This is a genomic window from Palleronia marisminoris, assembly GCF_900172315.1.
GTDB classification, from domain to species: domain Bacteria; phylum Pseudomonadota; class Alphaproteobacteria; order Rhodobacterales; family Rhodobacteraceae; genus Palleronia; species Palleronia marisminoris.
Map to the genome: position 1 here is coordinate 197,956 of NZ_FWFV01000006.1, position 24,629 is coordinate 222,584.

25 protein-coding genes are annotated in these 24,629 nt (G+C 66.1%); 22 read left to right on the plus strand and 3 right to left on the minus strand.

Features of this window, described 5'->3' with window-relative positions:
• The first annotated feature begins 1 nt into the window (after window position 1).
• Genes PAM7066_RS11895 through PAM7066_RS11905 form a run of 3 tightly spaced genes read left to right on the plus strand, consistent with a single transcriptional unit; the run spans window position 2 to window position 2,399 of the window.
• Window positions 2-1,183 carry a GNAT family N-acetyltransferase gene (locus tag PAM7066_RS11895; protein ID WP_085854393.1) on the plus strand — a complete coding sequence of 394 codons (1,182 nt, stop codon included), beginning with the start codon at window positions 2-4 and terminating at the stop codon, window positions 1,181-1,183.
• A complete protein-coding gene (locus tag PAM7066_RS11900; RefSeq protein ID WP_085854394.1) occupies window positions 1,180-1,470 on the plus strand; it encodes a 4a-hydroxytetrahydrobiopterin dehydratase in 291 nt (96 codons plus the stop codon). Before PAM7066_RS11895 ends, PAM7066_RS11900 begins: the two co-directional genes overlap by 4 nt.
• The gene (locus PAM7066_RS11905) at window positions 1,470-2,399 is read left to right on the plus strand and encodes a mechanosensitive ion channel family protein (protein WP_085854395.1); all 930 of its coding nucleotides are present in this window, start codon (window positions 1,470-1,472) and stop codon (window positions 2,397-2,399) included. The genes PAM7066_RS11900 and PAM7066_RS11905 overlap by 1 nt, the downstream gene beginning before the upstream one ends.
• A gap of 2 nt (window positions 2,400-2,401) precedes the next feature.
• On the opposite strand, the gene PAM7066_RS11910 is transcribed toward PAM7066_RS11905, so the two are convergent.
• Window positions 2,402-2,887: a peroxiredoxin gene (locus tag PAM7066_RS11910; RefSeq protein WP_085854396.1), complete on the minus strand. Its 486-nt coding sequence runs from the start codon at window positions 2,885-2,887 to the stop codon at window positions 2,402-2,404.
• 76 nt (window positions 2,888-2,963) lie between these two features.
• On the opposite strand from PAM7066_RS11910, the gene PAM7066_RS11915 reads away from it, so the two are divergent.
• The 3 genes from PAM7066_RS11915 to PAM7066_RS11925 all read left to right on the plus strand — a co-directional run bounded on the left by PAM7066_RS11915 (window position 2,964) and on the right by PAM7066_RS11925 (window position 5,069).
• Window positions 2,964-4,172, plus strand: coding sequence for an NAD(P)/FAD-dependent oxidoreductase (locus PAM7066_RS11915; protein WP_085854398.1), 1,209 nt, complete (start codon window positions 2,964-2,966; stop codon window positions 4,170-4,172).
• Window positions 4,169-4,729: a 16S rRNA (guanine(966)-N(2))-methyltransferase RsmD gene (rsmD, locus tag PAM7066_RS11920; protein WP_085854399.1), complete on the plus strand. Its 561-nt coding sequence runs from the start codon at window positions 4,169-4,171 to the stop codon at window positions 4,727-4,729. Before PAM7066_RS11915 ends, rsmD begins: the two co-directional genes overlap by 4 nt.
• Window positions 4,730-4,850: 121 nt before the next feature.
• On the plus strand, window positions 4,851-5,069 hold the full coding sequence (locus tag PAM7066_RS11925) for a hypothetical protein (RefSeq protein WP_085854401.1): 219 nt from the start codon (window positions 4,851-4,853) through the stop codon (window positions 5,067-5,069).
• 68 nt (window positions 5,070-5,137) lie between these two features.
• Here PAM7066_RS11925 and map read toward each other — a convergent pair whose 3' ends face one another.
• Window positions 5,138-5,947: a type I methionyl aminopeptidase gene (map, locus tag PAM7066_RS11930; RefSeq protein WP_085854402.1), complete on the minus strand. Its 810-nt coding sequence runs from the start codon at window positions 5,945-5,947 to the stop codon at window positions 5,138-5,140.
• A 268-nt stretch (window positions 5,948-6,215) separates the two neighbouring features.
• On the opposite strand from map, the gene PAM7066_RS11935 reads away from it, so the two are divergent.
• From PAM7066_RS11935 to PAM7066_RS11980, 10 genes are all read left to right on the plus strand, one after another.
• Entirely contained in the window at window positions 6,216-7,223 is a 1,008-nt protein-coding gene (locus PAM7066_RS11935) for a Bug family tripartite tricarboxylate transporter substrate binding protein (protein WP_217639956.1), read from the plus strand.
• Window positions 7,224-7,284: 61 nt separating this feature from the next.
• A complete protein-coding gene (locus PAM7066_RS11940; protein ID WP_175484634.1) occupies window positions 7,285-7,770 on the plus strand; it encodes a tripartite tricarboxylate transporter TctB family protein in 486 nt (161 codons plus the stop codon).
• Window positions 7,767-9,287 (plus strand): tripartite tricarboxylate transporter permease, encoded by a 1,521-nt coding sequence (locus tag PAM7066_RS11945; RefSeq protein WP_085854407.1) that lies wholly within the window; start codon window positions 7,767-7,769, stop codon window positions 9,285-9,287. Before PAM7066_RS11940 ends, PAM7066_RS11945 begins: the two co-directional genes overlap by 4 nt.
• Window positions 9,280-10,104 carry a sugar phosphate isomerase/epimerase family protein gene (locus tag PAM7066_RS11950; protein ID WP_085854409.1) on the plus strand — a complete coding sequence of 275 codons (825 nt, stop codon included), beginning with the start codon at window positions 9,280-9,282 and terminating at the stop codon, window positions 10,102-10,104. The genes PAM7066_RS11945 and PAM7066_RS11950 overlap by 8 nt, the downstream gene beginning before the upstream one ends.
• A complete protein-coding gene (locus tag PAM7066_RS11955; protein WP_085854410.1) occupies window positions 10,101-11,444 on the plus strand; it encodes an enolase-like domain-containing protein in 1,344 nt (447 codons plus the stop codon). The genes PAM7066_RS11950 and PAM7066_RS11955 overlap by 4 nt, the downstream gene beginning before the upstream one ends.
• A gap of 81 nt (window positions 11,445-11,525) precedes the next feature.
• On the plus strand, window positions 11,526-12,686 hold the full coding sequence (locus PAM7066_RS11960) for a Gfo/Idh/MocA family protein (protein WP_090928969.1): 1,161 nt from the start codon (window positions 11,526-11,528) through the stop codon (window positions 12,684-12,686).
• The gene (locus PAM7066_RS11965; protein WP_085854411.1) at window positions 12,683-13,828 is read left to right on the plus strand and encodes a dihydrodipicolinate synthase family protein; all 1,146 of its coding nucleotides are present in this window, start codon (window positions 12,683-12,685) and stop codon (window positions 13,826-13,828) included. The genes PAM7066_RS11960 and PAM7066_RS11965 overlap by 4 nt, the downstream gene beginning before the upstream one ends.
• Window positions 13,825-14,655, plus strand: a complete 831-nt coding sequence (locus tag PAM7066_RS11970) for a sugar phosphate isomerase/epimerase family protein (RefSeq protein ID WP_085854412.1) — start codon at window positions 13,825-13,827, stop codon at window positions 14,653-14,655. Before PAM7066_RS11965 ends, PAM7066_RS11970 begins: the two co-directional genes overlap by 4 nt.
• Before the next feature lie 9 nt (window positions 14,656-14,664).
• Window positions 14,665-15,891, plus strand: coding sequence for a glycerate kinase type-2 family protein (locus tag PAM7066_RS11975; protein ID WP_085854413.1), 1,227 nt, complete (start codon window positions 14,665-14,667; stop codon window positions 15,889-15,891).
• A gap of 36 nt (window positions 15,892-15,927) precedes the next feature.
• Window positions 15,928-16,635: a TetR/AcrR family transcriptional regulator gene (locus tag PAM7066_RS11980; RefSeq protein ID WP_085854414.1), complete on the plus strand. Its 708-nt coding sequence runs from the start codon at window positions 15,928-15,930 to the stop codon at window positions 16,633-16,635.
• A gap of 81 nt (window positions 16,636-16,716) precedes the next feature.
• Here PAM7066_RS11980 and PAM7066_RS11985 read toward each other — a convergent pair whose 3' ends face one another.
• Complete coding sequence (locus PAM7066_RS11985) at window positions 16,717-17,997, minus strand: Gfo/Idh/MocA family protein (RefSeq protein WP_085854415.1); 1,281 nt, start codon at window positions 17,995-17,997, stop codon at window positions 16,717-16,719.
• Between the two features lie 49 nt (window positions 17,998-18,046).
• Here PAM7066_RS11985 and PAM7066_RS11990 point away from each other — a divergent pair, with 49 nt between their 5' ends.
• From PAM7066_RS11990 to PAM7066_RS12015, 6 genes are all read left to right on the plus strand, one after another.
• The gene (locus PAM7066_RS11990; protein WP_217639957.1) at window positions 18,047-19,498 is read left to right on the plus strand and encodes an ABC transporter substrate-binding protein; all 1,452 of its coding nucleotides are present in this window, start codon (window positions 18,047-18,049) and stop codon (window positions 19,496-19,498) included.
• A gap of 169 nt (window positions 19,499-19,667) precedes the next feature.
• A complete protein-coding gene (locus PAM7066_RS11995; protein WP_090928973.1) occupies window positions 19,668-20,543 on the plus strand; it encodes a carbohydrate ABC transporter permease in 876 nt (291 codons plus the stop codon).
• Window positions 20,536-21,408 carry a carbohydrate ABC transporter permease gene (locus PAM7066_RS12000; RefSeq protein ID WP_085854417.1) on the plus strand — a complete coding sequence of 291 codons (873 nt, stop codon included), beginning with the start codon at window positions 20,536-20,538 and terminating at the stop codon, window positions 21,406-21,408. The genes PAM7066_RS11995 and PAM7066_RS12000 overlap by 8 nt, the downstream gene beginning before the upstream one ends.
• 9 nt (window positions 21,409-21,417) lie before the next feature.
• Window positions 21,418-22,413: a Gfo/Idh/MocA family protein gene (locus tag PAM7066_RS12005; RefSeq protein ID WP_085854418.1), complete on the plus strand. Its 996-nt coding sequence runs from the start codon at window positions 21,418-21,420 to the stop codon at window positions 22,411-22,413.
• Window positions 22,410-23,480, plus strand: a complete 1,071-nt coding sequence (locus PAM7066_RS12010) for a Gfo/Idh/MocA family protein (protein WP_085854419.1) — start codon at window positions 22,410-22,412, stop codon at window positions 23,478-23,480. The genes PAM7066_RS12005 and PAM7066_RS12010 overlap by 4 nt, the downstream gene beginning before the upstream one ends.
• Before the next feature lie 29 nt (window positions 23,481-23,509).
• The gene (locus tag PAM7066_RS12015) at window positions 23,510-24,598 is read left to right on the plus strand and encodes an ABC transporter ATP-binding protein (protein ID WP_085854420.1); all 1,089 of its coding nucleotides are present in this window, start codon (window positions 23,510-23,512) and stop codon (window positions 24,596-24,598) included.
• The last annotated feature ends 31 nt before the right edge of the window (window positions 24,599-24,629 follow it).

Genomic DNA, 24,629 nt, shown 5'->3' on the forward strand with positions numbered 1-24,629 from the left:
CATGACCGAAGCCAGCGTCTCCGTTTCCTCGCATTCCAGCCTGACAGGCATCGATCCCGCCGACTGGGACGCCTGCGCCTGTCCCGAAGCGGCCGACGGCCGGGCGGCGGATCCCTTTACCACGCATCGCTTCCTGCTGGCGCTCGAAACCTCGGGCTCGGTCGGGCGCGGATCGGGGTGGGAGCCGCACTACCTGACCGCCGAGATCGACGGTCAGATCGTCGCCTGCGCGCCGCTTTACGCCAAGGGGCACAGCCAGGGCGAGTACGTTTTCGACCATGCTTGGGCGCAGGCCTTCGAGCGGGCCGGCGGCAGCTACTATCCCAAGCTGCAGATCGCCGTTCCCTTCACCCCCGTGACTGGCCGTCGCCTCCTGACAAGGCCCGGCTTCGAGGAGATCGGCCGCGCCGCTTTGATCGAGGCCGCCGTCCGGGTGGCGGACCAGAACGACGTCTCGTCCCTCCACGCGACATTCTGCACCGGGGAAGAGGCCGAGCAGGGGGCCGAGATGGGCCTGCTCCACCGCACCGGCCAGCAGTTCCACTGGTTCGACGAGGGGTATGGCGATTTCGAAGGGTTCCTCGCCTCGATGTCGTCGCGCAAGCGCAAGAACATCCGCAAGGAGCGGCAGCAGGCGCAGGCGGCGGGGCTGGAGTTCGTCCACCTGACCGGCGACGACCTGAGGCCGCATCACTGGGACGCCTTCTGGACCTTCTACCAGGACACCGGCGCGCGGAAATGGGGGACGCCCTACCTGACGCGTCAGTTCTTCCACGACGCCCACGCGCATCTGCGCGACGATGCCCTGATGTTCCTGGCGCTGGACGGGGGCGAGCCGGTCGCGGGCGCCCTAAACTTCATCGGGCGCGATTGCCTCTATGGGCGCTACTGGGGCTGCACCCGCGACGTGCCGTTCCTGCATTTCGAGCTGTGCTACTACCAGGCCATCGACTGGGGGCTCGCCCACGGGCTGACCCGCGTCGAGGCTGGCGCGCAGGGCGAGCACAAGCTGGCGCGTGGATACCTGCCCCACCCCGTCCATTCGCTGCACTGGATCGCCAACCCGGGTTTCCGCCACGCGGTCGAGGAATTCCTGACCGCCGAGCGACAGGCGGTGGACGAAGAGATCGAGATCCTGACAAGCTACGGCCCGTTCCGAAAGACGCAAGGAGAGCGCGAATGAGCGACAAACTGGATGGCGCGGCCCGTACCGAGGCGCTGGATGCCCTGAAAGCCCGCGGATGGGACCTGGTCGAAGGGCGCGATGCCATCGCCAAGTCCTTCAAGTTCGACAGCTTCGTGGCCGCCTTCGGCTGGATGACGCAGGTGGCGATCCTGTCGGAGAAGGCCAACCACCATCCCGAATGGTCGAACACCTACAACCGGGTCGAGGTCGTCCTGACCTCTCATGATGTCGGCGGCCTGACCGAGCGCGACGTGAAACTTGCGCGCAAGATGGACGACCTTTGATGATCCGAGACGTCTGGACCAGCATCACCGCGATCCGGTTGGGCGATCAGTCGGTCGCGGACCTCCTGACCCTGGAATTCCTGATGGCGTTCCTGGGGGACGTGCTGGCGGCGATCTTCATCCTGATCCTGGGCTTTGCCATCGCCGGCTGGGTCAAGCGGCGCATCCGCGGGATCGGCGGACGGCGGCCGCAGCTCGATACCACGCTGTTCAACTTCCTGGGCAACATCGCCCGCTACACGATCCTGGCGTTCACGTTCCTCTTCGTGCTGAACACGTTCGGGATCCAGACGACCTCGATTGTGGCAGCCATCGGTGCCGCGGGCCTTGCGATCGGCCTGGCGCTTCAGGGCACGCTGACGAACGTGGCGGCGGGAGTGATGATCATCTTCTTCCGCCCGATCAAGGAGGGCGATTTCGTCGAGATCAACGGCCAGATGGGCACCGTGAAGGAGGTCACGCTGAACTTCACCGAGCTTGCCAGCATCGGCAACGTCCAGATCATCATCCCCAATTCCGAGGTGTGGGGGAACACGATCGTCAACTACTCGGCCTACGACCGGCGCCGCGCGGAGTGGACCTTCGGCGTGGGCTACGGCGCGAACCTCGCAGAGGCCGAGCGGGTCATCCGCGCCACGATCGAGGCCGACCCCCGCACCGACACCTCGGAAGAGATGTTCCTGCAGGTGAACGCATGGAGCGAAAGCTCGGTCGATTTCCTTGTCCGCGCCTGGGTCAGCGCGGACGACTACTTCGCCTACCAGGCGGATATGAAGCGCAGGGTCAAGGAGGCCTTCGACGCGAACGGCATCGACATCCCGTTCCCCACGCGCACCCTGTTCATGGAGCGGCCAGACCCGGCGCCGGTCCACGGCCACACCGGAAAATCGCACGAGACCGACGTGCGGGACGACGAGCCTCGCACCTGAGCCTAGAGCGCGGCCACGATCGCCGCGCCGCCGCTGGCGTTGCAGGTGCCGGGCTCGTCCTCGTGGATCAGCGACACCACGCCGTCCTCGGCCACCAAGGCGTACCGCTTCGATCGGTCGTAGAACCCGGCGGGCGGTGCGTTGAAGGCCATGTCGACTGACTTGGTGAACTCGGCGGCGGGATCGGCCAGCATGGTGATTCCGGCCTCGTGCGCACCGGTATCCGCGCCCCATTGCTTCATCACGAAGGGGTCGTTGACGGCGATGCAGATCACCTCGTCCACGCCCTTGGCCTTCAGGTCGTCCATGGACCTGACGAAAGACGGGACATGCGCCGTGGTGCAGGTGCCGGTATAGGCGCCGGGCAGGCCGAAGATCACGACCTTGCGGCCCTTGAGGCGCTCGGACAGGTGCACCTCTTCGGGGCGTCCGTCGCCCATGCGCAGAAGGGTGGCGTCCGGCAGGGTGTCGCCTTGGCGGATGGGCATGGGGCAGCGCTCCTTAACTATCGGTGTGACCGCGGTTATAGGCGTTCCCACGGACGGGACCAGAGAAGAGGCGCGGATGTCGCATATCGTCGTCGTGGGGGCCGGGCAGGCCGGGCAGCAGATCTGTGCCACGCTCAGGGACAAGGGGTTCGACGGGCGCCTCACCCTCATCGGGGCCGAGCCGCATCCGCCCTACCAGCGCCCTCCGCTGTCCAAGGGCTACCTGCTGGGCGAGATGGCGCGCGAGCGGCTCTTTCTGAAGCCCGAGGCGTGGTATGCGGATCACGGGATCGACCTGCGCCTCGGCACGCCCGCGACCGACATCGACCCCGACGCCCGCACGCTTCGGCTGGGCGACGAGGTGGTGCACTGGGATCAGTTGGCCATCGCGACGGGGCTCGACGCGCGGACCGTTTCGGCCGACGCCGGTGGCGACCTCGACGGCGTGTTCACCGTGCGCAACCTTGCCGATGTCGATCGGATGGAGGCTCCGTTGAAGGCCGCGCGGAACGTGGTCGTGGTGGGCGGCGGCTATATCGGGCTCGAGGCGGCGGCGGTCGCGCGCAAGCTCGGTGCCGAGGTCACGGTGGTCGAGGCCGGCCAGCGGATCCTGGGTCGCGTCGCCTCGGTCGAGACGGCCGGCGTGATGCGCGACCTCCACGCCCGGAACGGCGTCACGATCCGCGAGGATGCGCGGCTCGACCGGCTGGTGGGCGAGGGGCGCGTGACGGCCGCTCACCTCGAGAGCGGCGAGGAGTTGCCGGCGGACGTGGTGATCGTGGGCATCGGCCTCGTTCCGCGCTGCGAGATCGCCGCGATGGCGGGGCTCGACTGCGACGGCGGGGTCGTGGTCGATGCCTGCGGGCGCACGTCCGCCCCCGATATCTGGGCTGCCGGAGATTGCGCGCTGTTCCCCTATCGGGGGTCTCTGACGCGCCTCGAATCGGTGCAGAACGCCATCGACATGGGGCAGGCGGTCGCGCGCAACATGCTGGGGACCGAAGAGCCCTACAGCCCCCTGCCATGGTTCTGGTCCGACCAGTACGACGTCAAGCTGCAGATCGCGGGGCTGAACACCGGCTATGACCGGGTCGTCATGCGGGGGGCGGGGCAGGTGCCCGTCTCGCTTTGGTACTTCTGCGGGGACGAGCTGCGGGCGGTCGATTCGATCGGCGACGGGCGGGCCTACATGGTGGGCAAGCGCCTGCTCGAATCCGGCGCGAGGGTCACGCCCGAAGAGGTCGCCGACCCTGACACCGACCTCAAGGCCCTGTTGAAGCGGTGAGGATCATCGCCGGCACCCATCGCGGACGGGCCCTCGCCGCGGTCGGCAAGGGCGACCCGGCGGCGCATCTGCGCCCGACGACCGACCGCGTGCGCGAGAGCCTGTTCGGCGTCCTCGAAGGGGGGCGCTTCGGTGATCCGGTCGAGGGTGCGCACGTCCTCGACCTGTTCGCGGGCACCGGTGCGCTGGGGCTGGAGGCGCTGTCGCGTGGCGCGGCCGACGTGACCTTCGTGGAAAGCGGGCGCAAGGCGCTGGCGCTCCTGTCCCGCAACATCGAAACGCTGGGCGAGGCTGCGCGCACCCGCATCCTTCGCCAGGACGCCGCTCGGCTTGGTCCGTCGGACCGACCCTGCGACCTGGTGTTCCTCGACCCGCCCTATGGCAAGGGTCTCGGGCAGCGGGCGATTGCCGCGGCCCGGGCGGGCGGCTGGATCGCTCCGGGCGCGCTGATCGTGTGGGAAGAAGCCGCCGCCGTCGACCTGCCTGAAGGGCTGAGTCCGCTGGAAACCCGGCGCTACGGAGACACGTGGATCTCGCTCGCGCGGCACGAAGGCTAAAATTCGCTGCACTGCAGCGTCCCGTCTGGTGCAACCCGGACTTGCCAACTGATCCGTGGTGCGCTGCGCCGCGGCGACCTATCTGTTGCCTCGAACGAGATAGACAGTACCGGAGGCAAACATGGCCTACATTCGCACCCACGCCCACCACGACGGCCCGGGCATCTTCGCCCGCATCGGCCACGCCGTTGCCACCTGGTTCGTCGAGGTGATGGAATCCTCGTCCCGCTTCGACCAGATCGAGCGCCTGCAGCGCAAGTCGGACGATCAACTGGCCGAAATGGGCCTTCGCCGGGACGAGATCGTGCGTCACGTCTTCCGTGACCGCATGATGTACTGAGCAGACGAAATTGCCAGTCAGTCGCAAGGGCCGCCCGATGGGCGGCCTTTTCGCTGTCCGGTTCCCTGTCAGCTCCAGGTGGGGTGGAACAGGCCGCCCGGCGAGAGAGTGAAGATCTCGCACCCATCCGCCGTGACGCCGATCGAGTGTTCGAACTGCGCCGACAGCGACTTGTCGCGCGTCACTGCAGTCCAGTCATCCGACAGGACCTTCGTCTCGGGTCGGCCCAGGTTCACCATCGGCTCGATGGTGAAGAACATGCCTTCCTCGAGCCGCGGACCGGTTCCGGGCCGGCCGTAATGCAGCACGTTCGGCGGCGCGTGGAACACCTGCCCCAGCCCGTGACCGCAGAAATCGCGAACCACCGACATACGCTGCGCCTCGACATAGGACTGGATGGCCGCGCCGATGTCGCCGAACGTGTTGCCCGGCTTGACCGCCTCGATCCCGATCATCAGGGCGTCGTGGGTCACCTCGATCAGCCGCTCGGCCTTTCGGCCCAGCTTGCCGGCGACGTACATGCGGCTCGAATCACCGAACCAGCCGTCGACGATCACGGTGATGTCGATGTTCAGGATGTCCCCGTCCTTCAGCCGCTTCTCCCCGGGGATTCCGTGGCAGACCACGTGATTTACGCTGATGCAGCTGGCGTGCTGGTAGCCGCGATACCCGATCGTTGCCGAAGTCGCTTCGGACGCGTCGATCCATTCCGTGATCAGCCGGTCGAGCTCTTTCGTCGTCTGGCCCGGTTCGACATGAGGCGCGATCCGGTCGAGAAGCTCGGCCGCCAGACGGCCGGCCACGTGCATGCCCGCGAAATCGCCGGGTTCGTAGATGCGGATTCCGTCCTTGGTCAGACGTCCGGTCGAATTCTCCAAGGAAGCTCTCCTGCCGTTCAGACGATCCCAAGATAGGGAAATGTGCCGGGGATTGCCACCGGTTCAGGCCGAGACGGCGGTCAAACGCGGCTTGGCACAAATCCTCCAGACGCCACAGGTTCTCGGGGCCGTAACGGCGCAGACCGCCCTGCATGTGCTTCGGCGAGTTTCAGCGTCCGCCGAAGGGTGCTCACGTGGTCATTGACAAGATGCTCATAGCCCGTAACCTACTATCCAGTAGATCTGGGAGGATACTATGTTCAGTCGAATGACGACAGCGATCGCCGCGGCGATCTGCCTGACTGCACCCGCCGCACTGGCGCAAGAAAACGAGTGGCAGCCGGACCGTCCCATCAACATCATCGTGCCGTGGGCTGCCGGAGGCTCGACCGACCAGGTCACCCGCGTGGTCGCCCCGATTCTGGAGGAAGCGCTGGGAACCCAGATCGTCGTGGTGAACCAGCCCGGCGCATCGGGCTCCACGGGGACGGCGACCGCACTGGACGCACCGCGTGACGGCTACACGTGGACAGCGAACGCCATTGCCAACAACGCGACCTACGCGGTCACCGGGCTGGTTCCCGATACCTCGATCGAGGATTATCGGATCTACCTCCATGTCGCCAACGTGCCCATGGTCAGCGTCAACGCGGACAGCGAGTATCAGGACTTTCCGGCCCTGCTCGAGGCGATGAAGAACGGGTCGGTCACGGTCGGCACGGCTGGCATCAACAGCTCGGGCGGGATGGCGCTGGCCGCCTTGCGCGAAGAGGCCGAAAGCGACCTGCCGGGCGCCCGGATGATCACCTATGACGGCGGCAACCCTGCCGTGATCGCCGCCGCGTCGGGCGAGGTGGACGCCACCACGCAGCTTGCGGTCGAGCAAAGCGAGATGGTGCGCGCCGACCGCCTGCGCGCGCTGACCGTGCTGTCGGACGAGCCGCTGGAGCTCGAGGGGATCGATCCGGTGCCGCCAATCACCGAATTCCTGCCCGATTTCGAGGTCGCGGCAGACTATTTCGGCGTGTTCATCCCGGTGGGCGCCCCGCAGGAAGTCTACGACACGGTGGACCGCGTGTGGGAAGAGCACGTGATGAACAGCCAGGCGCTGAAGGATTACGCCAATGACCGTGGCGCCGTCTTCGCGCCCAGCTACGGAGAGGCTGCGCTGGAACGCGCCATGCCGGTCGTGATCGCCGAGGCCTGCGCGCGGGTCGAGCGCGGCGAGGCGGTCATCGATCCTTCCGAGATCGGCATCGACTGCGACGCCGGTTGAACCCGGCCGGGACGGCGGTGCGCGCCGTCCCGGTTCATTTCCCTACAGGCGGAACATGTTCATGCGAATGACGCTGGCGGATCGTCTGACCGCGATCGTTTTTGCCGCGCTTGGGCTTTCGATGGCCGTGGGCGGCTACCGGATGGACCGGTTGGAGATCCGGCAGATCCATCCCGGCTCGATCCCCGGGCTGGTGCCGATGATCCTGGGAGTACTGCTGGTCATCTGCGCGGCAATGCTGTGGCGCGAGGCGGCGCGTGCCGGGCCCGATACGGGCGAGCCGGTGCTGTCGGACGGGTCGTGGCTCCGCCTGGGCCTGACCGCGGGGACCTGCCTGATCTATGCGCTGGTCCTGGTGGGCTTCCTGCCCTTCGTGTGGTCCACCGGGCTGTTCGTCTTCACCTTCGCCGCGATCTTCAGCTGGCCCGGATCGGGTGACGTCGTCGCGCTGGTCAAGGCGCTGGCGGGTGCCGCGATCCTGGCGGTGGCGACGGCGATCGGAACCGCGCTGCTTTTTGCCGAGGTCTTCCTGGTGCGTCTGCCATGAGCGCGCTCGGCGATCTCGGGGCAGCGCTGATCGCGCTGCTGACCCCGACGATGATCTTTCACGCCGCGTGGTCCACGCTGCTGGGCATCATCATCGGCAGCCTGCCCGGGCTGACCGCGACCATGGGCGTCGCGCTGATGACCACGCTGACCTATTCGCTGGACAGCACAACGGCGATCCTGGTGCTGCTGTGCATGTATGTGGGCGCAATCTACGGAGGGTCGCGAAGCGCGATCCTGCTCAATATCCCCGGGACGCCGGCCAGTGCGGCAACCTCCCTTGACGGCTACCCGCTCGCGCAGCGGGGAAGGGCGGGCTACGCCATGGGGCTGGCCACCGCCGGGTCGATGATGGGTACGCTCGCGGGCATCGCGCTTCTGGTGATGATCGCGCCGCCGCTGGCCGAGGCAGCACTGAATTTCGGCAGCTTCGAGTTTTTCTGGCTGGCGGTCTTCGGGATCGTGATCTCTGGCCAGCTCACCGCCGACACGACGCCGATCAAGGGCTACATCGCGGGTATCCTGGGGCTGATGGCGGCCATGGTGGGCTCCGAAGGAATCCACGCCCATGTCCGCTTCTCGATGGGGTTCTCGGACCTCAACGCCGGGATAGGGCTGATCCCGGCCATGGTCGGCGCCTTCGGCTTTGCCGAGGTGCTGAACGCGATGTGGGGCCGGGCCGGCGTGCTGGCGACCGTGAAGGACAAGAGCGATCGGATCCTGCCCGAGCTGCGCGACCTGTGGCGTTACAAGGTCACGGCGTTGCGGTCCGGGATTATCGGAACGCTGGTCGGGATCGTGCCCGGTGTGGGCGAGGATATCGGCGCCTGGGCCAGCTACGTCGCCGCGCGCCGAAGCAGCAAGGAGGCCCATCTCTACGGCAAGGGCAGCTACGAGGGGCTGTTGGCGGCAGAGACCGGCAATTCCGCGGTCGTGCCTGGCTCTCTCATCCCGGCGATCACGCTGGCGGTTCCGGGGTCTGCCAGTTCCGCCGTGCTGATCGCCGCGCTTTTCATCCACGGCATCCGGCCGGGGCCGCTGATCATGATCGAGCAGCCGCAATTCATCTCGAGCGTGGCGGCGATGCTGATCCTGGCGACCGTGTTCATGGGGTTCTACGGACTGACGCTAACGCGCGCCTTCGTGCAGGTTCTGCGGGTTCCCTATTCCTACCTGATGCCGGTGGTCTTCGTCCTGTGCGTGATCGGGACCTATGCGCTCAGCCAGCGCGTCTTCGACATCTGGATAATGGTCGGCTTCGGGCTGGCCGGGTTCGTGCTGCGGCAGATGAAGTATCCGATGGCGCCTCTGGTGCTGGGGATCATTCTGGGCGACCTTCTGGACAAGAGCCTGAGGCGCGGCCTGACACTGAGCGACGGGGATCTGACGCCGTTCTTCACGCGCCCGGTCTCGGCCGCGTTCGCCATCCTGATCGCGGTGTCGATCCTGGCGAACCTGAGTTTCGTGCGGCGCTGGCTGGCAAGCATGATCGCGCGGTGGGGTCCGCGCGATGCTTGAGTATGCCCTGTGCAACGAGCTCTTGGCGCAGGAGGGGCTGGCGCTGGATCGCCAGGCAGCCGTTGCGCGCGAGCTGGGCTATGCGGGGCTCGAGTTGGCGCCCGCAACTCTGGGGCCTGCGCCGCACCAGCTTTCGGACAGAGACGTCGCGCGCATTCGTCGGATCGTCGAGGGCGAGGGTATCCGGATCACGGGTCTGCACTGGCTCTTGTCCAACGTGCCCGATGCCTCGATCACCGATCCCGGCCGGGCAGCCGAAACGAAAGCGATCCTTCTGGGCCTCATCGACCTCTGCGCCGGTCTTGGCGGTCGGGTGCTGGTGCACGGTTCGCCCGCTCAGCGCCTTCGCCCCGAGGGGCTGGGCGACACCGAGCTTCTGGAGCGGCTGGCCGGGTTCTTCGCGCCGCTCGCCGAGCGCGCCGGGGAGCTGGGCGTGACCTATTGCATCGAACCACTGGCCGAGGCCGACACGATCCGCACCGTGGCCGAGGGTGCTGCGCTGGTCGAGGCGGTCGATCACCCGGCCTTTCGCACCATGATCGATTGCAGCGCCGCAGGACAGGTGGAGCCGCCGGTCGCCGACCTGATCCGCCACTGGGTGCCCACCGGGATGATCGGTCATATCCATGCGAACGACACCAATCGGGGTGCTCCCGGCATGGGGCACGACCCGTTCCACGACATCGTACCGGCCTTGACGACCACAGGGTGGCCGCACCCGATCGGGGTGGAGCCGTTTCGGACATTGATCGACGCAACGGTGACGGCCGCCACCGGCATCGCCACCCTGCGCGCCTGTGAGAGGACACCGACATGACGGAAATCCGCATCGAGCGCGCCGACTGGACCGAGAGGGACGTGGTCATGCGCCTTCCCTTCCAGTTCGGCGCGGTGACGATGCAGCGCACCGGAGAAGCGCATTGCCGCATCGCCGCCGTGATCGACGGGAAGGAGGTCGAGGGTCGCTCGGCCCAGCTGATGGTGCCCCGTTGGTTCGACAAGCGCCCCGAGCTGTCGGCGGAGGACACGATCGACGAGTTGCGGGACAGCGTGCGCGCCGCTTGCGAGGCCAGTATCGGGATGAAGGGGCCGATGGTCGCTGTCGCGCGCGATCTGCGCGTCGAGGCGGCGGCGCGGATGCCCGCAGCCACGCCCCGACTGGCCGCGGGCTTCGGGGCCGCGCTGGTCGAGATGGCGCTGATCGATGCGGTCTGCCACGCAACGGGTCTGCCGTTCTGGCGCGCCGCCCAAGGCGATGTCTTCAGGCTGGGCGCGCATTGTCCCGAGGACCTCGCGGCAGATGCACTGGAGCAGTCGTTGGCGCGGATCGGCCCGCCGCACCGCGTACGCCTTCGGCATACGATTGGCTTCGATGCGCCACTGACGGCGGATGAAATCGGGGCGGATGCACCGCAAGACGAGCTGCCCGTCTCGCTGGACCAGGTGATCGGGACCTACGGGATCCGCGCTTTCAAGATAAAGCTGAAAGGCGATCCGCAGGCGGATCTGACCCGTCTGCGCGCCATCGTGCCGGTCATCGCTCCGGTGATTGCCGGAACGGCCGGGCGGTCGGTGACGCTCGACGCCAACGAGCAATACGCCGTCGACAGCTTCACGGCGTTCTGGGAGGGATTTTCGAGCGCGGCAGAGTTGGCCCCGATCCGCGACGCGCTGCGCTTCGTCGAGCAGCCCTTCGATCGCGCCGAGGCGCTGTCCGCCCCGGTCTCCGGGAAGATTACCGTGCCGCTTGTGATCGACGAAAGCGACGATCACGACGATGCGTTCGCCGAGGCACTGGCGCTAGGCTGGCAGGGTACCTCGATCAAGAGCTGCAAGGGCGTTCTGCGTGCGCTCCTGAACCGCGCGCGTGCCGATGTCGCCGGAGCGCTTCTGTCGGGTGAGGATTTGACCTGCCAGCCGGGCCTGTGCTGGCAACAGGACACCGCCATGGCCGCTGCCTGCGGAGTGCAGGACATGGAACGCAATGGCCACCACTTCGCGGGAGGCATGCAGGGCGCGACCGATGCGGAGGTCTTGGAGAGGCTTTCGGTACATCACGATATCTATCGGCAGACCGAGGGGCGACCCGCGCTCAGGATCGAGAACGGCGAAGTCGCCGTGGGGTCGCTGGACCGGCCCGGGTTCGGCGGCGTCTAGAAGGCCGTATGGCCGAATTCGTCTTGAACCTACCGTGTGGTAGGTTATAGTGCTTCAAGGCTATGTGAGAGGATCCGCAGATTGAAACAGGAACGTATCGGCATCATCATGCACGGGGTGACGGGCCGGATGGGGATGAACCAGCATCTGATCCGCTCGGTTCTGGCCATCCGCAACCAGGGCGGCGTCGTGCTGTCCGACGGACGGCGGCTCGTGCCCGATCCCATCATCGTCGGCCGCAACGCCGACAAGATCGAGGCACTGGCCCGCGCACACGGGGTCGAGCGGTTCACGACCGATCTCGACGCGGCGCTGGCCGATCCCCGCGACACGATATTCTTCGATGCGGCCTCGACCCAGATGCGGCCGGGCCTTCTGCGCAAGGCCATCGACGCCGGCAAGCATGTCTATTCCGAGAAGCCCGTCAGCGAGGGGCTGGACGAGGCCGTTGCGCTGGCGCGTCATGCCCGCGAGAAGGGCGTGAAGAACGGCATCGTGCATGACAAGCTGGACCTGCCCGGCCTGATCAAGCTCAAGCGGCTGCGCGACCTGGGCTTCTTCGGCAAGATCCTGAGCGTGAAGGGCGAGTTCGGCTACTGGGTCTTCACCGGCGACGACCTGCCGCCGCAGCGCCCGTCCTGGAACTACCGGGCCGAGGATGGCGGCGGCATGATCTCGGACATGCTTTGCCACTGGCGCTACGTGCTCGACAACGTGATCGCTCCGGTCAAGTCGGTAAGCTGCCTGGGCATGACCCATATCGACAGCCGCCTCGACGAGCGCGGCGAGCGCTTCAAGGCGACGGCTGACGACGCTGCCTATGCGACCTTCCTGCTCGACGGCCCGGACGGAGAGATCGTGGCCCACATCAACTCGAGCTGGTGTACCCGCGTGCGGCGCGACGATCTGGTGACGTTCCAGATTGACGGCACCCATGGCTCGGCCGTGGCGGGGCTGCACGAATGCTGGTCGCAGCACCGGGTCAACACACCCAAGCCGGTCTGGAACCCCGACGAGCCGCAGGCGCTCGATTTCTATGACAACTGGGAGGTGGTGCCCGACAACCGCCCCTTCGACAACGGCTTCAAGGTGCAGTGGGAGGCATTCCTGCGCCACGTGGCCGAGGACGCGCCGTGGTCCTATTCGCTGGCCGAAGGCGCCAAGGGCGTGCAGCTGGCCGAGGCGGGATATCGCTCGTCGAAAGAGCGGCGCTGGATCGACCTGGAGGATCTCGACCTATGAGCACCCGGTTGGATCTTCCCGGCGGGGTCGTCGAATTGCGCGCCGGCCCCGCTTCGGCGGGGGGCGGAGACTGGACCCGCACCGCCTACGCCGCCGCTCATGTCGTCGCCGATCCGCTTGCAGAGGCCGATCCGTGGGTGGATGTCGCCGTGGACTGGGACCGCACGTTGGCCTTCCGCGAGCATCTGTGGGGCCTCGGCTTCGGCGTGGCCGAGGCGATGGATACCGCGCAGCGAGGGATGGGGCTGGACTGGCCGACCTCGCTCGACCTCATTCGCAGGTCGACCGAGCTTGCGCGTGGACACGGGCACCTGATCGCCTCGGGTGCCGGAACCGACCATCTGGCGCCCGGGCCTGACGTGACCATCGACGACGTGATTCGCGCCTACGAGGAGCAATGCGAGGCGGTCGAGGCGGCGGGCTCGCGCGTGATCCTGATGGCCTCGCGTGCGCTGGCGGCGGCGGCAACCGGCCCCGAGGACTACGCACGCGTCTATGCGCGGGTCCTGTCGGGGCTGGAACAGCCCGCGATCCTGCATTGGCTGGGCGAGATGTTCGACCCCGCGCTGAAGGGCTACTGGGGGTCGGACGACCACATGGCCGCGATGGAGACATGCCTGTCGGTCATCGCCGACAACGCGGACAAGGTCGACGGGATCAAGATCAGCCTTCTGTCCGCCGAAAAGGAGATCGCCATGCGTCGCCGCCTGCCCGACGGCGTGCTCATGTATACCGGAGACGATTTCAACTACCCCGACCTGATCGAGGGCGATGCCGAGGGCCATTCCCATGCGCTTCTGGGCATCTTCGACCCCATTGCGGGGGTTGCCGCCAAGGCGCTGTCGGAATTGGCGCGCGGCGACACGCAAGCCTACCACGCGACCTTCGCACCGACGGTCCCGCTGTCGCGCCACATCTTCCGTGCGCCGACCCGGTTCTACAAGACCGGGGTGGTATTCCTGGCCTATCTCAACGGGCATCAGGACCACTTCACCATGATCGGCGGGCAAGAGAGCGCACGCTCGACCCTGCACCTGGCCGAGATCGTGCGGCTGGCCAACGAAGCGGGCCTGATCGTGGACCCGGACCGGGCCGCGGCGCGGGCGCGGGCGGTGTTTGCGGCGCGCGGGGTGGCGGCATGAGTGGCGGGATCGGACCGGAGCGTCTGTCGCTCAACACCGCGACGGTGCGGGAGCAGTGGGACCTCGCCCAATGCATCGAAGGCTGCGCCCGGCATGGGATCGCCGGAATCTCGCCATGGCGGGACAAGCTCCACGAGATGGGCGTCGACAAGGCAGCCCGCGCCATCCGTGATGCGGGGCTTCGCGTTTCGGGCCTGTGTCGCGGTGGCTGGTTCACCGAAAGCGGCGCCATCAATCAGGCGGTCATCGACGACAATACCCGTGCGGTGGACGAGGCCGCGACACTCGGCGCGGATTGCCTCGTCATGGTCGTCGGCGGTCTGCCCAGGGGGTCGAAGGACCTGCCCCGGGCTTGGGATCTGGTCGAGGAGGGCCTCGCCCGCACACTGGACCACGCCCGCAAGGCCGGTGTGAAGGTGGCGATCGAGCCGCTTCACCCGATGTATGCCGCCGATCGGGCCTGCGTGAACACGATGGCCCACGCGCTGGACCTCTGCGACCGGCTGGGCGACGGGATCGGCTGCGCGGTGGATGTCTACCACGTGTGGTGGGATCCGGCGCTGGCCGCCCAGATCGAACGGGCCGGCCGTGACCGGCTGATGGCCTTCCACATCTGCGACTGGCTGGTGCCCACGCGGGATCTGCTGACCGACCGGGGCATGATGGGCGACGGGGTGATCGACATCCCCCATCTGCGCGGCCTGGTGGAGACACAGGGCTTCGAAGGGCTGAACGAGGTCGAGATCTTCTCGGATCGCGACTGGTGGCGCCGCGATCCCGACGAGGTGCTTGCCACGGTCGTCGAGCGCGCTCGCACGGTCTGCTAGGATCCGCCCATGACCGACCCCGACCTTCTCCGCGCCATGTTCGATGCAGCCCTTGCCGCGGCCGATCCCGGCCGCGCGCTTCCGCCTGCACTTCCGCCGCGTCCCGAAGGCCGGGTCCTGGCGCTGGGTGCGGGCAAGGCCTCGGCCCGGATGGCGCAGGCGCTCGAAGAGGCATGGGGCCCGGTCGAAGGCCTCGTCGCCGTGCCCCATGGCGCAACCCTTCCCACGACCCGCATCGAACTGGTGGAGACCGCGCATCCGGTGCCGGATGCGGCCAGCGAGGACGCGGCGCGGCGGATGCTGGCGATGGCCGGCGACCTCGTGGCCGGCGACACGTTGGTGGCGCTGATCTCGGGCGGAGGGTCGGCTTTGCTGGCTGCGCCGCAAGACGGGCTGACCCTGGCAGACAAGCAGGCGGTGACGCGCGCGCTCTTGCGGTCGGGCGCGCCAATCTCCGAGATGAACGCGGTCCGCCGGCGGCTGTCGGCGGTGAAGGGCGGAGGGCTGGCTCGCGCGGCCGCCCCCGCGTGCGTCCTGACCTTCATCGTCAGCGACGTGCCCGGCGACGATCCGGCGCTCGTCGCGTCAGGGCCGACCATCGCGGCGACGTCGAACGGTCCCGACCCTGCCGACATCGTGCGGCGCTGGGGGATCGAGCTGCCCGAAGCCGCGCACCGTCTGATCGCCGCGCCCCCTCCACCGGACACGCCGTCGGGAGAGGTTCGCGTGATCGCCTCGGCCCAGATGGCGTTGGAGGCAGCGGCAGAAGTCTGTCGCCAGCACGGTGTGACGCCCCTGATCCTGGGCGACGCGATCGAGGGCGAGGCGCGCGAGGTCGGGCGCGTCATGGCGGGGATCGCGCATCAGGTCGCGCGTCACGGCCAGCCCGCCCCCGTGCCCCTCTGCCTGCTGTCGGGCGGCGAGACGACGGTGACCCTGCGTGCCGAAGGCGGCCGGGGCGGGCGGTGCAGCGAGTTCCTGCTGGCGTTCGCCCTCGCGGCCGACGGTCTTGGCGAAGTCGCGGCACTGGCCTGCGACACCGATGGCCGAGACGGGTCGGAGCACAACGCCGGCGCGATCTGGGTCGGGAGCGATCCCTTCGACCGTATCGCCGCCCTGTCGCACCTGGACGAAAACGACGCCTGGAGCTTCTTCGCCGGCACCGGCGGCCTGGTCGAAACCGGCCCGACCCATACCAATGTCAACGATTTCCGCGCCGTTCTGGTGCGTGGATGACTGGCGTTGGCGTGCTGCGGGCAGTAAAGTCGTCCGATGGCGCAAGATGACAGAAAATCGACCAGAGCTTCGGCCAAGTCTGCGGCGAAGTCTCCACCGCGCCGCCGCCGCGATGCCGAGCAGACGCGGGAAGACATACTCCAGGCTGCGTTGGAAGAGTTTTCGACCATGGGTCACTCGGGCGCGCGGGTAGACCGTATCGCCGCGCGGGCCGGGATCTCGAAGCCGATGATCTATGACTATTTCGGCGACAAGGACGCGATCTATGCCGCCGCGTTGCGCGAGGCTTACGTCCAGATCCGACGCGGCGAAGCGGATCTTGCGCTGGACCCCGACAACCCGCGCGCGGCGGTACGCGAGCTGGTGCGTTTCACCATGGACCATTTTCGAGCCAAGCCCTGGTTCATCCGGATGCTGAATTCCGAGAACCTGCTAGGCGGTGAGACGGTCGCCCGCCTTCATGACGCATCCGAAATCCAGTCGATACTCGTGACGCGGCTGAGCGAGGTGCTGGAGCAGGGCGTGCGGCAGGGCGTGTTCGCTCGCCGGGTCGATCCGGCCGAGTTCTACGTGTTCATGGCGTCCCTGTGCTATTTTCCGATTTCGAACATGCACACCCTCCGCGCGGTGTTTCGCCTGCCGATCGATGATACCTGGCTTGACCGTCGGGCCGAAGACGCGGCGGATATGCTGCTGGCTTACTTGTCCCAAGCCGAAGACACCGCTCCGCCGAACGAGGGCTAGCCCCGGCACACGTGCATTGCAGCGTTACCGGGGATCAGTTCGGCGCGGCTTCCGGGCCGAAGCAGGGGTCTGGACGCCCGCTCAGCGCAATCCGAGGTCGAGACCTCCGGGGCAGATCTCTGCGATCGTGACCATGCGCCCGGTGTCCGCGCTGCGCAGGGCGGCGATGCCGGTCAGCACGGACAAGGCGCCCGCGCGGCTGTCGGCGCGCTGCTTCAACGGATCATCGCGATTACGGAATATCGTGTCGCGCATCCGGTTGTCGCCACCGTAATGCCCGCCGGGCTCGTGCGGAACCGTGATCACCTCGTGCCCGCCGCCGAAATTGCGGGTCAAAAGGATGCGGTCCTCGGGCTCGACCTCCCAAGGCTGGCGTTCGTGCTGGCGCAGCTCGATCCGCCCGCCCGTACCGTTGAAGGCGATGTGGTGCCCCTCGATCGGCATGTAGGTGTTGAGCGAATACGACACGACTGCACCATTGGAATAGCGGATGGTGGACGTCATCGTGTCGGGGATGTCGATCTCTTCGCGGAAGACGCAGGCGTCACGGAAGTAACCGTCGACTTCTGCCGGGTCACCGTAGAGTGGCCAGAGGAAATCGTCGGCTTCCATGTCGAAGTAGAAGTTGCATTCTGCGGCATGGGGGCAGTCGTGGCAGCGCGTGGACCGGAACGGCCCGTTGTGGCCATAGTTGCGCAGTTCGCCGAAGGCCGAGACATCCACCGGATCGGCGTCGAGATACCAGTTCAGCAAGTCGAAATGGTGGGTGGCCTTGTGGACGAAGAGCGAGCCCGAATGCTCGCGGAAGGCATGCCACCGGCGGAAGTAGTCGGCGCCGTGATCCGTATCGAGATACCAGTGAAAATCCACGGAGGTCACCGTTCCGATGGCGCCCGAGGCGAGCAGTTCGCGGATCTTGTAGGAGGTCGGTGCGAAACGGTAGTTGAAGGACACATCGACCCGCCGCCCGGTGCGTGCCTCGGCCGCGCGGATCCGGGCGATCTTTTCCGGCGAGGTGGTCATCGGCTTTTCGGTGATGACGTCGGAACCGGCTTCCAGGGCAGCCACGATGAGGTCGTCATGGGTGTCGTCGGGCGTGCAGACGATGACCAGTTCCGGACGTGTTTCGGCAAGGCAGGCGTTGAAATCGGTCCAGATCGGAGCGTTGCTCCGGATCATCGTCCGTGCGCGTTCGGCGCGCATATCGTTCAGATCGCAGATGCCGACCAGTTCGACACGGTCGTTCCAGCCCTCGAGAAGCTCTTGCCCCCACATCGTCGTCCCGCGGTTCCCCGTTCCCGCCAGAACGTAGCGTGCCCGTTTTTCCGTATCGGCCTCGGCCCTCGTATGTGTGGCTGTCATGGTTTCTCCCCGAGATTGCGTTCGCGACGGCGTAGTTGGCGTGCAGCGTATGCACCAAGCGGGGAGGGAGCAACTAATAACCTACCGACCGGTAATAAAGCTTGCCCGGTTTCCGTCGCCTTGCTATCGATTCGAGGAAGGTGGGCGCTTCGGCCGAGGAGGGGTCTGGCGCTCTTCGAATTGGTGGGGCCTGTGCTCTGCCTTGAAATGGGGAGGAATCTACATGAAACGGTTTGGAATGGGCCGCATCGCTGCGCTGGCAGGGGTCGCTGCTGCAGCACTTTTGGCCGGTCCGGTGGCGGCGCAGGATGCGAAGGAGCTTCGGATGCTGTGGTGGGGCTCTCAGCCCCGCGCCGACCGCACGTTTGAAGTCATCGACATGTACCAGGAAGCCAATCCCGACGTGTCGATCCAGGGCGAAACGGTGGGTTGGTCCGATTATTGGACGCGCTTGGCCACGCAGGTCGCCGGGCGAAATGCACCGGACGTCATTCAGCAGGATTATCGTTACCTGTTCGAATATGGAAGCCGCGGCGCGCTCGCGGACATGATGCCCTATCGCGATGAGATTTTGGCCTTGCCCGGCGTCAGCGAAGAGGATCTGCAAAGCGGCATGGCCGACGGAAAGCTGTGGGGTGTGAACCTGGGCGTCAATTCCGTCGCCATGATGGTCAACGCCACGGCATTCGAAGAAGCCGGTGTGCGGTTGCCCGAAAACGGGGACACCTGGGCAGAGGTCAAGGAATTGGCCATCGAGGTGGCGGAAAAGTCCGACCAGATCGATTACGGGATCGAGGACAGCTCCGGCTATGAGCCCGCGTTCCAGAATTGGCTGCGTCAGCGCGGCAAGGACCTGTATACGGCCGAGGGCCAGCTGGCCTTCGACGAGTCCGACGTCGTCGCCTGGTACGAGTTCTGGGCCGACATGCGCGACAGCGGCGCGGCGCCGCCGCCCGACGTTCAGGCATTGGACCAGCGGTCCATCGAGACGAACCAGGTTTCCCTTGGCAATACGGCCATCGGGTTCGCCAATTCCAACCAGTTGGTCGGCTTTTCCCAGATCAACGAAGATGAGATCGTGATGCGGGTCTTCCCGCTCGTGGAAGGCAGCACCAACGAGGGGCACTACTTCAAGCCCTCGCAGCTCCTCTCCGTGGCGGCGTCCACCGAATTCCCCGAGGATTCGATGGCCTTCGTGAACTTCTTCATTACCGATACCGAAGCCGGCAAGGTTCTGGACGTGGAGCGTGGGGTCCCGATCTCGGATCAGGTTCGCGAGGCGATCCGTCCTGAACTGGATGAGGACGGGCTCGCGCAGCTTGAATTCATCGAAGGGCTTGACCCCTATGCCGGAACCCTGCCGCCGCCGCCGCCGCAGGGCGCGGGCGAGATCGACCAGATGATGATCTCCGTCGGGCAACAGGTGGCCTTCGGCCAGCTCACCCCGGAGGAAGGCGCCGAGCGCCTGGTCTCCTCGGCCGAGAGCATCCTGTCACGCTGAGTGCCGCGATCGTCCGGGCGGGGCGTCAGCTCCGTCCGGAACCGTGCGGCTGGCGTTCCAACTTGTCCAGGAGGTGTCGATGTCGTCCCAATCCGATCCCCCGGCTTATTCTGCCGCAGCCGCCGCGCCGCTGGTAATGCGAAACGGTCCTCGCGCCCGCTTGACGCGGATGCTTGGACCCTCGGGTGCCGCCTATGTTTTTCTGTTCCCGTGGCTGGCCGGCTTCCTGATCCTGACCGCGGGCCCCGCCCTCTATTCCCTGTACCTGAGCTTCACGGACTACGACCTGATAACTCCACCCAGATGGGCAGGGATGGATAACTACGTGCGGATCGCCACGAACGATCCGACATTTCAGGATGCAGTGCGCGTGACGCTGACCTTCGTGCTTCTGTCCGTCCCGCTGAAGCTGGCGGTGGCGCTGGGCGTGGCGATGCTGCTGAATCGCGGCCTGAGGGGACTGACGATCTACCGCGCGATCTTCTATTTGCCGTCGCTTCTGGGCACTTCGGTCGCCATCGCCGTTCTGTGGCGACAACTCTTCGCGGCCGACGGGCTGATCAACAACCTGCTGCTCGGTGTCGGAATCCAGGGACCAAGCTGGATCTCCAGCCCTGACACCGCCCTGTATACGCTGGTGATCCTGGCGGTCTGGCAGTTCGGTTCACCGATGATCATCTTCCTGGCCGGATTGCGCCAAATCCCTGCCGATATCTACGAGGCCGCACGAATGGACGGCGCATCGAAGTCGCGGCAATTCTGGCGGATCACGCTGCCAATGCTGACCCCGGTCGTGTTCTTCAATGCCATCGTGCAGACCATCGACGCCTTCAAGGCCTTCACGCCAGCGTTCATCATCTCTGGCGGAACCGGCGGCCCGATCAATTCGACGCTGTTCTACACGCTGTATCTTTACCAGGAGGCATTCGGCTTTTTCCGGATGGGCTATGCGTCTGCGCTGGCGTGGATCCTCCTGATCATGATCGCGCTCTTCACCGCCTTCAGCTTCCTAACCGCCCGCTACTGGGTACACTACGATGACTGATGTTCAGCCAGCCGAAACGTCGCGGGAACCCGGCAGCCGGCCGCTCTGGCGCTCGCTTCTGACCCATGCGCTGCTGATCGCGTTCTCGTTCGCGATGCTCTATCCGATCCTGTGGATGCTTTCGGCGTCCTTCCGGCCGACGGAAGAGATCTTCAGCTCCACCTCCTTGATCCCCAGCCAGTTGCGGGTGGAATCCTATCCGGAGGGATGGTTCGGCCTGCGGGTCAGCTTCGGGCAGTTCTTCGCCAATAGCATGGTGATCGCGGTGCTGTCGGTGATCGGCAACGTGGTCGCCTGTTCGCTAGCCGCTTTCGCCTTCGCCCGGCTGCAATTCCCGTGGAAGAACTTCTGGTTCGCGCTGATGCTGGGCACCCTGATGCTGCCCTACCACGTCACGCTGATCCCGCAATACGTGCTGTTCCTCAACCTGGGGTGGGTGGACACGATCCTGCCGTTGGTCGTGCCGAAATTCATGGCCACCGACGCGTTCTTCATCTTCCTGATGGTGCAGTTCTTCCGTGGCATTCCGAAAGAGCTGGACGAGGCCGCGCGGATGGACGGGTGCTCGCCGTTCCGAATCTACTGGAAGATAATCCTGCCACTGTCCCTGCCGGTTCTGGCGACCGCGGCGATCTTCTCGTTCCTGTGGACATGGGACGATTTCTTCGGGCCGCTCATCTATCTCAACAGCATGCAGGATTACACCGTCCAGCTTGGCCTGCGCAGCTTTATCGACGCGACGGGCCAATCCAACTGGTCCGGGTTGTTCGCGATGTCGATCCTGTCGCTCTTGCCGGTCTTCCTGCTGTTCATCTTCTTCCAGCGGCTGCTGATCGACGGCATCGCCACGACAGGCATGAAGTAGGAGCAATCCATGACCAGTTTCGCGGCCATCGGCCTCGATCATAACCACATCTATGGGCAGGTGGCCGAGTTGCTTGCCGCCGGCGGCCGGCTGGACGGCTTCGCCACTGAAGACGAGGCGCAGGCCAAGACGTTCCTCGACGCGCATCCAGACGCCCCACGGCGGAGCGAGGCCGATCTGCTGGCCGATCCCGAGATCGCGCTGATAACCTCGGCCGCCGTTCCATCCGACCGGGCAGCGCTGGCACGACGGGCCATGCAGGCGGGCAAGGACGTCCTGCTGGACAAGCCGGGCGTGATAACCCGTGACGGGCTTGCCGCGCTACGCGCCGCCCATGCCGAGACGGGACGCCGTGTGCGCGTCCATCATTCGGAACTGGAAAGCAACGCGGCCGCCCAGACCGCATTGCGGCTGGTGCGGGACGGCGCGATCGGCCGGGTCATCCACTATTTCGGTACCGGACCGCACAGGATGGGGAATCCGGACTCGAGACCCGACTGGTTCTGGGACCGCGACCGCAACGGGGGAATCCTCGCCGATATCGGGGCCCACCATATCGCGCAATTCCTCGCTTTCACCGGCGAAACGCGCGTGCGCATTACTTCGGCCCGCACGGCATGCCAGGGTGCGGCGAAGGGTTTTCAGGACATGGGTGACATGGTCATGGAGGCCGGCGATGCGCAGGGCTACGCGCGTGTCGACTGGTACACTCCGGCGGGCATGCCGACCTGGGGCGACGGGCGGATCATCCTGACCGGCACCGACGGCGTCCTGGAACTGCGCAAGTACGTGGACCCTGCCGGAGAAGGGGTGGGCCCTCACGTGATCCTGACCGATGCGGACGGGCCGCGGCGTATCCCCTGCGAAGACCAGTCCGACTTCTGCGCCCGTGTGCTCGCGGATGCGCGAGACGGCACGGAAACGGCGATCCCGCAGGATACCGCCTTTCACATCATGGAGGCGGGGCTCATCGCGCAGGAACTCGGAGAGGTGAAGACCGGATGAAAACCTACAGGGTCGCCGTGATCGGCCTCGGTGTCGGACGCGGGCACATCGAAGAAGCATGGGCCACACTTCCGGGCCAATTCGAACTGACCGTCGTCTGTGATCTGGATGCCGGGCGGAGGGACAGTGTCGCGCAGGAGTATGGCTGCGACGCGTCGGACGATTTCGACGCGGTGATCGCGCGCGAAGATATCGACATCGTCGATATCTGCACGCCGCCGGCGCTGCACCTGCCGCAGGTCGAGTCGGCGCTATCCGCCGGCAAGCACGTCATTTGCGAAAAGCCTCTCGCCGGATCCCTGGACGAGATCGAAAGGCTGGAACTTGCGGAACGGCGCGCCCCCGGCGTTCTGATGCCGGTCTTCCAGTATCGCTTCGGCGCTGGCGCCAAGGCCGCGCGGAGGATAATCGACGAGGGAATAGCCGGAAAGCCGCTCGTCGCCACGGCAGAGACCCATTGGTTCCGTGACGCCGCCTATTTCGACAATCCCTGGCGTGGCAACCTCAGGGCCGAGTTGGGTGGCACGATGACCACCCATGCGATCCACATCCACGACATGATGAGCTGGCTGATGGGCCCGGTCGAGGCTGTTTTCGGCCGAATGGCGACGCGCATCCACGACATCGAAACAGAGGATACCGCGTCTGCCAGCGTGGCCTTCGCTTCCGGCGCTTTGGGCTCTCTCAGCGCCTGCACCGGAAGCCATGACGAATTTTCCCGCCTGTTCATGGCGTTCGAGCATGTCAGCTTCGAAACCACGCGCGCGCCCTATGCCGTAGGTCGCGGGCCGTGGACCATCACCGCGCGCGACCCCGAGCGGCAGGCGCGTTGCGACGAGATCGCGCGCGCCTGTGCGGACACGCCCGAGCGATTTACCGGCCAGATGATGGCGTTCCACGATGCGCTCGAAGCCGGCGCCCCGCCGCCCGTTGGCGTTGCCGATGCGCGCGCGGCCATCGCGTTTCTGACCGCGTTCTACCGGTCTGCAGCGACACAGAGGCAGGTGACCCTGCCGCTATCCGACACCGATCCCGCCCGCAGCGGATGGCTTCCCGCAGCCAGCTGATCGCCCGCAGAACCACAGGAGAAGGCCGCATGTCGACCAGGATCGAGCTGAGGAAATTCGTAAAGACGTTCGGCGCGCTCGAAGTCATCCACGGGATCGACTTGACGATCGATCCGGGGGAATTCGTCGTCTTCGTCGGACCCTCGGGCTGCGGAAAGTCCACGCTGCTGCGCATGATCGCGGGGTTGGAAACGATCTCGAAGGGCGACCTTTTCATCGGAGATGACCGGGTCAACAATGTCGACGCCGCTGCGCGAGGCATCGCCATGGTGTTCCAGTCCTACGCGCTCTACCCGCACATGACCGTATACAAGAACCTGGCGTTCGGGCTGGAGACCATGGGCCAGCCCAAGGCCGATATCGCCGAGCGGGTCAATCGCGCCGCGGATATCCTTCAGATCGGCCACCTGCTCGACCGCAAGCCCAAGCAACTGTCGGGCGGGCAGCGGCAGCGTGTCGCGATCGGGCGCGCGATCGTGCGCGAGCCGCGGATCTTCCTGTTCGACGAGCCCTTGTCCAATCTCGATGCGGAGTTGCGGGTGCAGATGCGGGTCGAGATCTCGCAGCTGCACAAGCGGCTTGGCAATACCATGATCTACGTCACCCACGACCAGGTCGAGGCAATGACCATGGCCGACAAGATCGTGGTCCTGAAGGACGGCCACATCATGCAGGTCGGCTCGCCGCTGGATCTCTACAATGCACCGGCGAACCGGTTCGTCGCCGGTTTCATCGGCTCTCCACACATGAACTTCTTCACCGCGACGGTCCGTGGCTCCGGTGACAGCACCACGTTCGAGATCGACGGGCGCAAGATCACCGTACCGCGACGCATGGACGGGCTGAGCGCGGGCGACAAGGTCGAGATCGGCATCCGCCCGGAGCATCTGCGTCTCGACCCGCAGCCCGCCCAGGAGAACCTCGGAGAGATCAGCGCCGAGCTTCAGGAGAACCTGGGCGGACAGACGCTCGTCTACGGCAGGACGCCGGGTGGGCAGCGGTTGATCATCGTTCAGAATGGCCAGATGCAGGTGGGCGACACCGTCGAGGCGTGGTTCGATCCGGCCAACGCCCATGTCTTCGACACCAAGGGGCGAGTCGTCCGCGCCAGCTCCTGACGGGCAGGCGGGGCCGAGGACGTTGCTGCCC

Coding starts and splice junctions, on each gene's coding strand:
- PAM7066_RS11895 (WP_085854393.1), top strand. CDS start 2: ATGACCGAAGCCAGCGTCTCCGTTTCCTCGCATTCCAGCCTGACAGGC.
- PAM7066_RS11900 (WP_085854394.1), top strand. CDS start 1,180: ATGAGCGACAAACTGGATGGCGCGGCCCGTACCGAGGCGCTGGATGCC.
- PAM7066_RS11905 (WP_085854395.1), top strand. CDS start 1,470: ATGATCCGAGACGTCTGGACCAGCATCACCGCGATCCGGTTGGGCGAT.
- PAM7066_RS11910 (WP_085854396.1), bottom strand. CDS start 2,887: ATGCCCATCCGCCAAGGCGACACCCTGCCGGACGCCACCCTTCTGCGC.
- PAM7066_RS11915 (WP_085854398.1), top strand. CDS start 2,964: ATGTCGCATATCGTCGTCGTGGGGGCCGGGCAGGCCGGGCAGCAGATC.
- PAM7066_RS11925 (WP_085854401.1), top strand. CDS start 4,851: ATGGCCTACATTCGCACCCACGCCCACCACGACGGCCCGGGCATCTTC.
- PAM7066_RS11935 (WP_217639956.1), top strand. CDS start 6,216: ATGACGACAGCGATCGCCGCGGCGATCTGCCTGACTGCACCCGCCGCA.
- PAM7066_RS11940 (WP_175484634.1), top strand. CDS start 7,285: ATGCGAATGACGCTGGCGGATCGTCTGACCGCGATCGTTTTTGCCGCG.
- PAM7066_RS11945 (WP_085854407.1), top strand. CDS start 7,767: ATGAGCGCGCTCGGCGATCTCGGGGCAGCGCTGATCGCGCTGCTGACC.
- PAM7066_RS11950 (WP_085854409.1), top strand. CDS start 9,280: ATGCTTGAGTATGCCCTGTGCAACGAGCTCTTGGCGCAGGAGGGGCTG.
- PAM7066_RS11955 (WP_085854410.1), top strand. CDS start 10,101: ATGACGGAAATCCGCATCGAGCGCGCCGACTGGACCGAGAGGGACGTG.
- PAM7066_RS11965 (WP_085854411.1), top strand. CDS start 12,683: ATGAGCACCCGGTTGGATCTTCCCGGCGGGGTCGTCGAATTGCGCGCC.
- PAM7066_RS11970 (WP_085854412.1), top strand. CDS start 13,825: ATGAGTGGCGGGATCGGACCGGAGCGTCTGTCGCTCAACACCGCGACG.
- PAM7066_RS11975 (WP_085854413.1), top strand. CDS start 14,665: ATGACCGACCCCGACCTTCTCCGCGCCATGTTCGATGCAGCCCTTGCC.
- PAM7066_RS11980 (WP_085854414.1), top strand. CDS start 15,928: ATGGCGCAAGATGACAGAAAATCGACCAGAGCTTCGGCCAAGTCTGCG.
- PAM7066_RS11985 (WP_085854415.1), bottom strand. CDS start 17,997: ATGACAGCCACACATACGAGGGCCGAGGCCGATACGGAAAAACGGGCA.
- PAM7066_RS11990 (WP_217639957.1), top strand. CDS start 18,047: ATGCACCAAGCGGGGAGGGAGCAACTAATAACCTACCGACCGGTAATA.
- PAM7066_RS11995 (WP_090928973.1), top strand. CDS start 19,668: ATGCTTGGACCCTCGGGTGCCGCCTATGTTTTTCTGTTCCCGTGGCTG.
- PAM7066_RS12000 (WP_085854417.1), top strand. CDS start 20,536: ATGACTGATGTTCAGCCAGCCGAAACGTCGCGGGAACCCGGCAGCCGG.
- PAM7066_RS12005 (WP_085854418.1), top strand. CDS start 21,418: ATGACCAGTTTCGCGGCCATCGGCCTCGATCATAACCACATCTATGGG.
- PAM7066_RS12010 (WP_085854419.1), top strand. CDS start 22,410: ATGAAAACCTACAGGGTCGCCGTGATCGGCCTCGGTGTCGGACGCGGG.
- PAM7066_RS12015 (WP_085854420.1), top strand. CDS start 23,510: ATGTCGACCAGGATCGAGCTGAGGAAATTCGTAAAGACGTTCGGCGCG.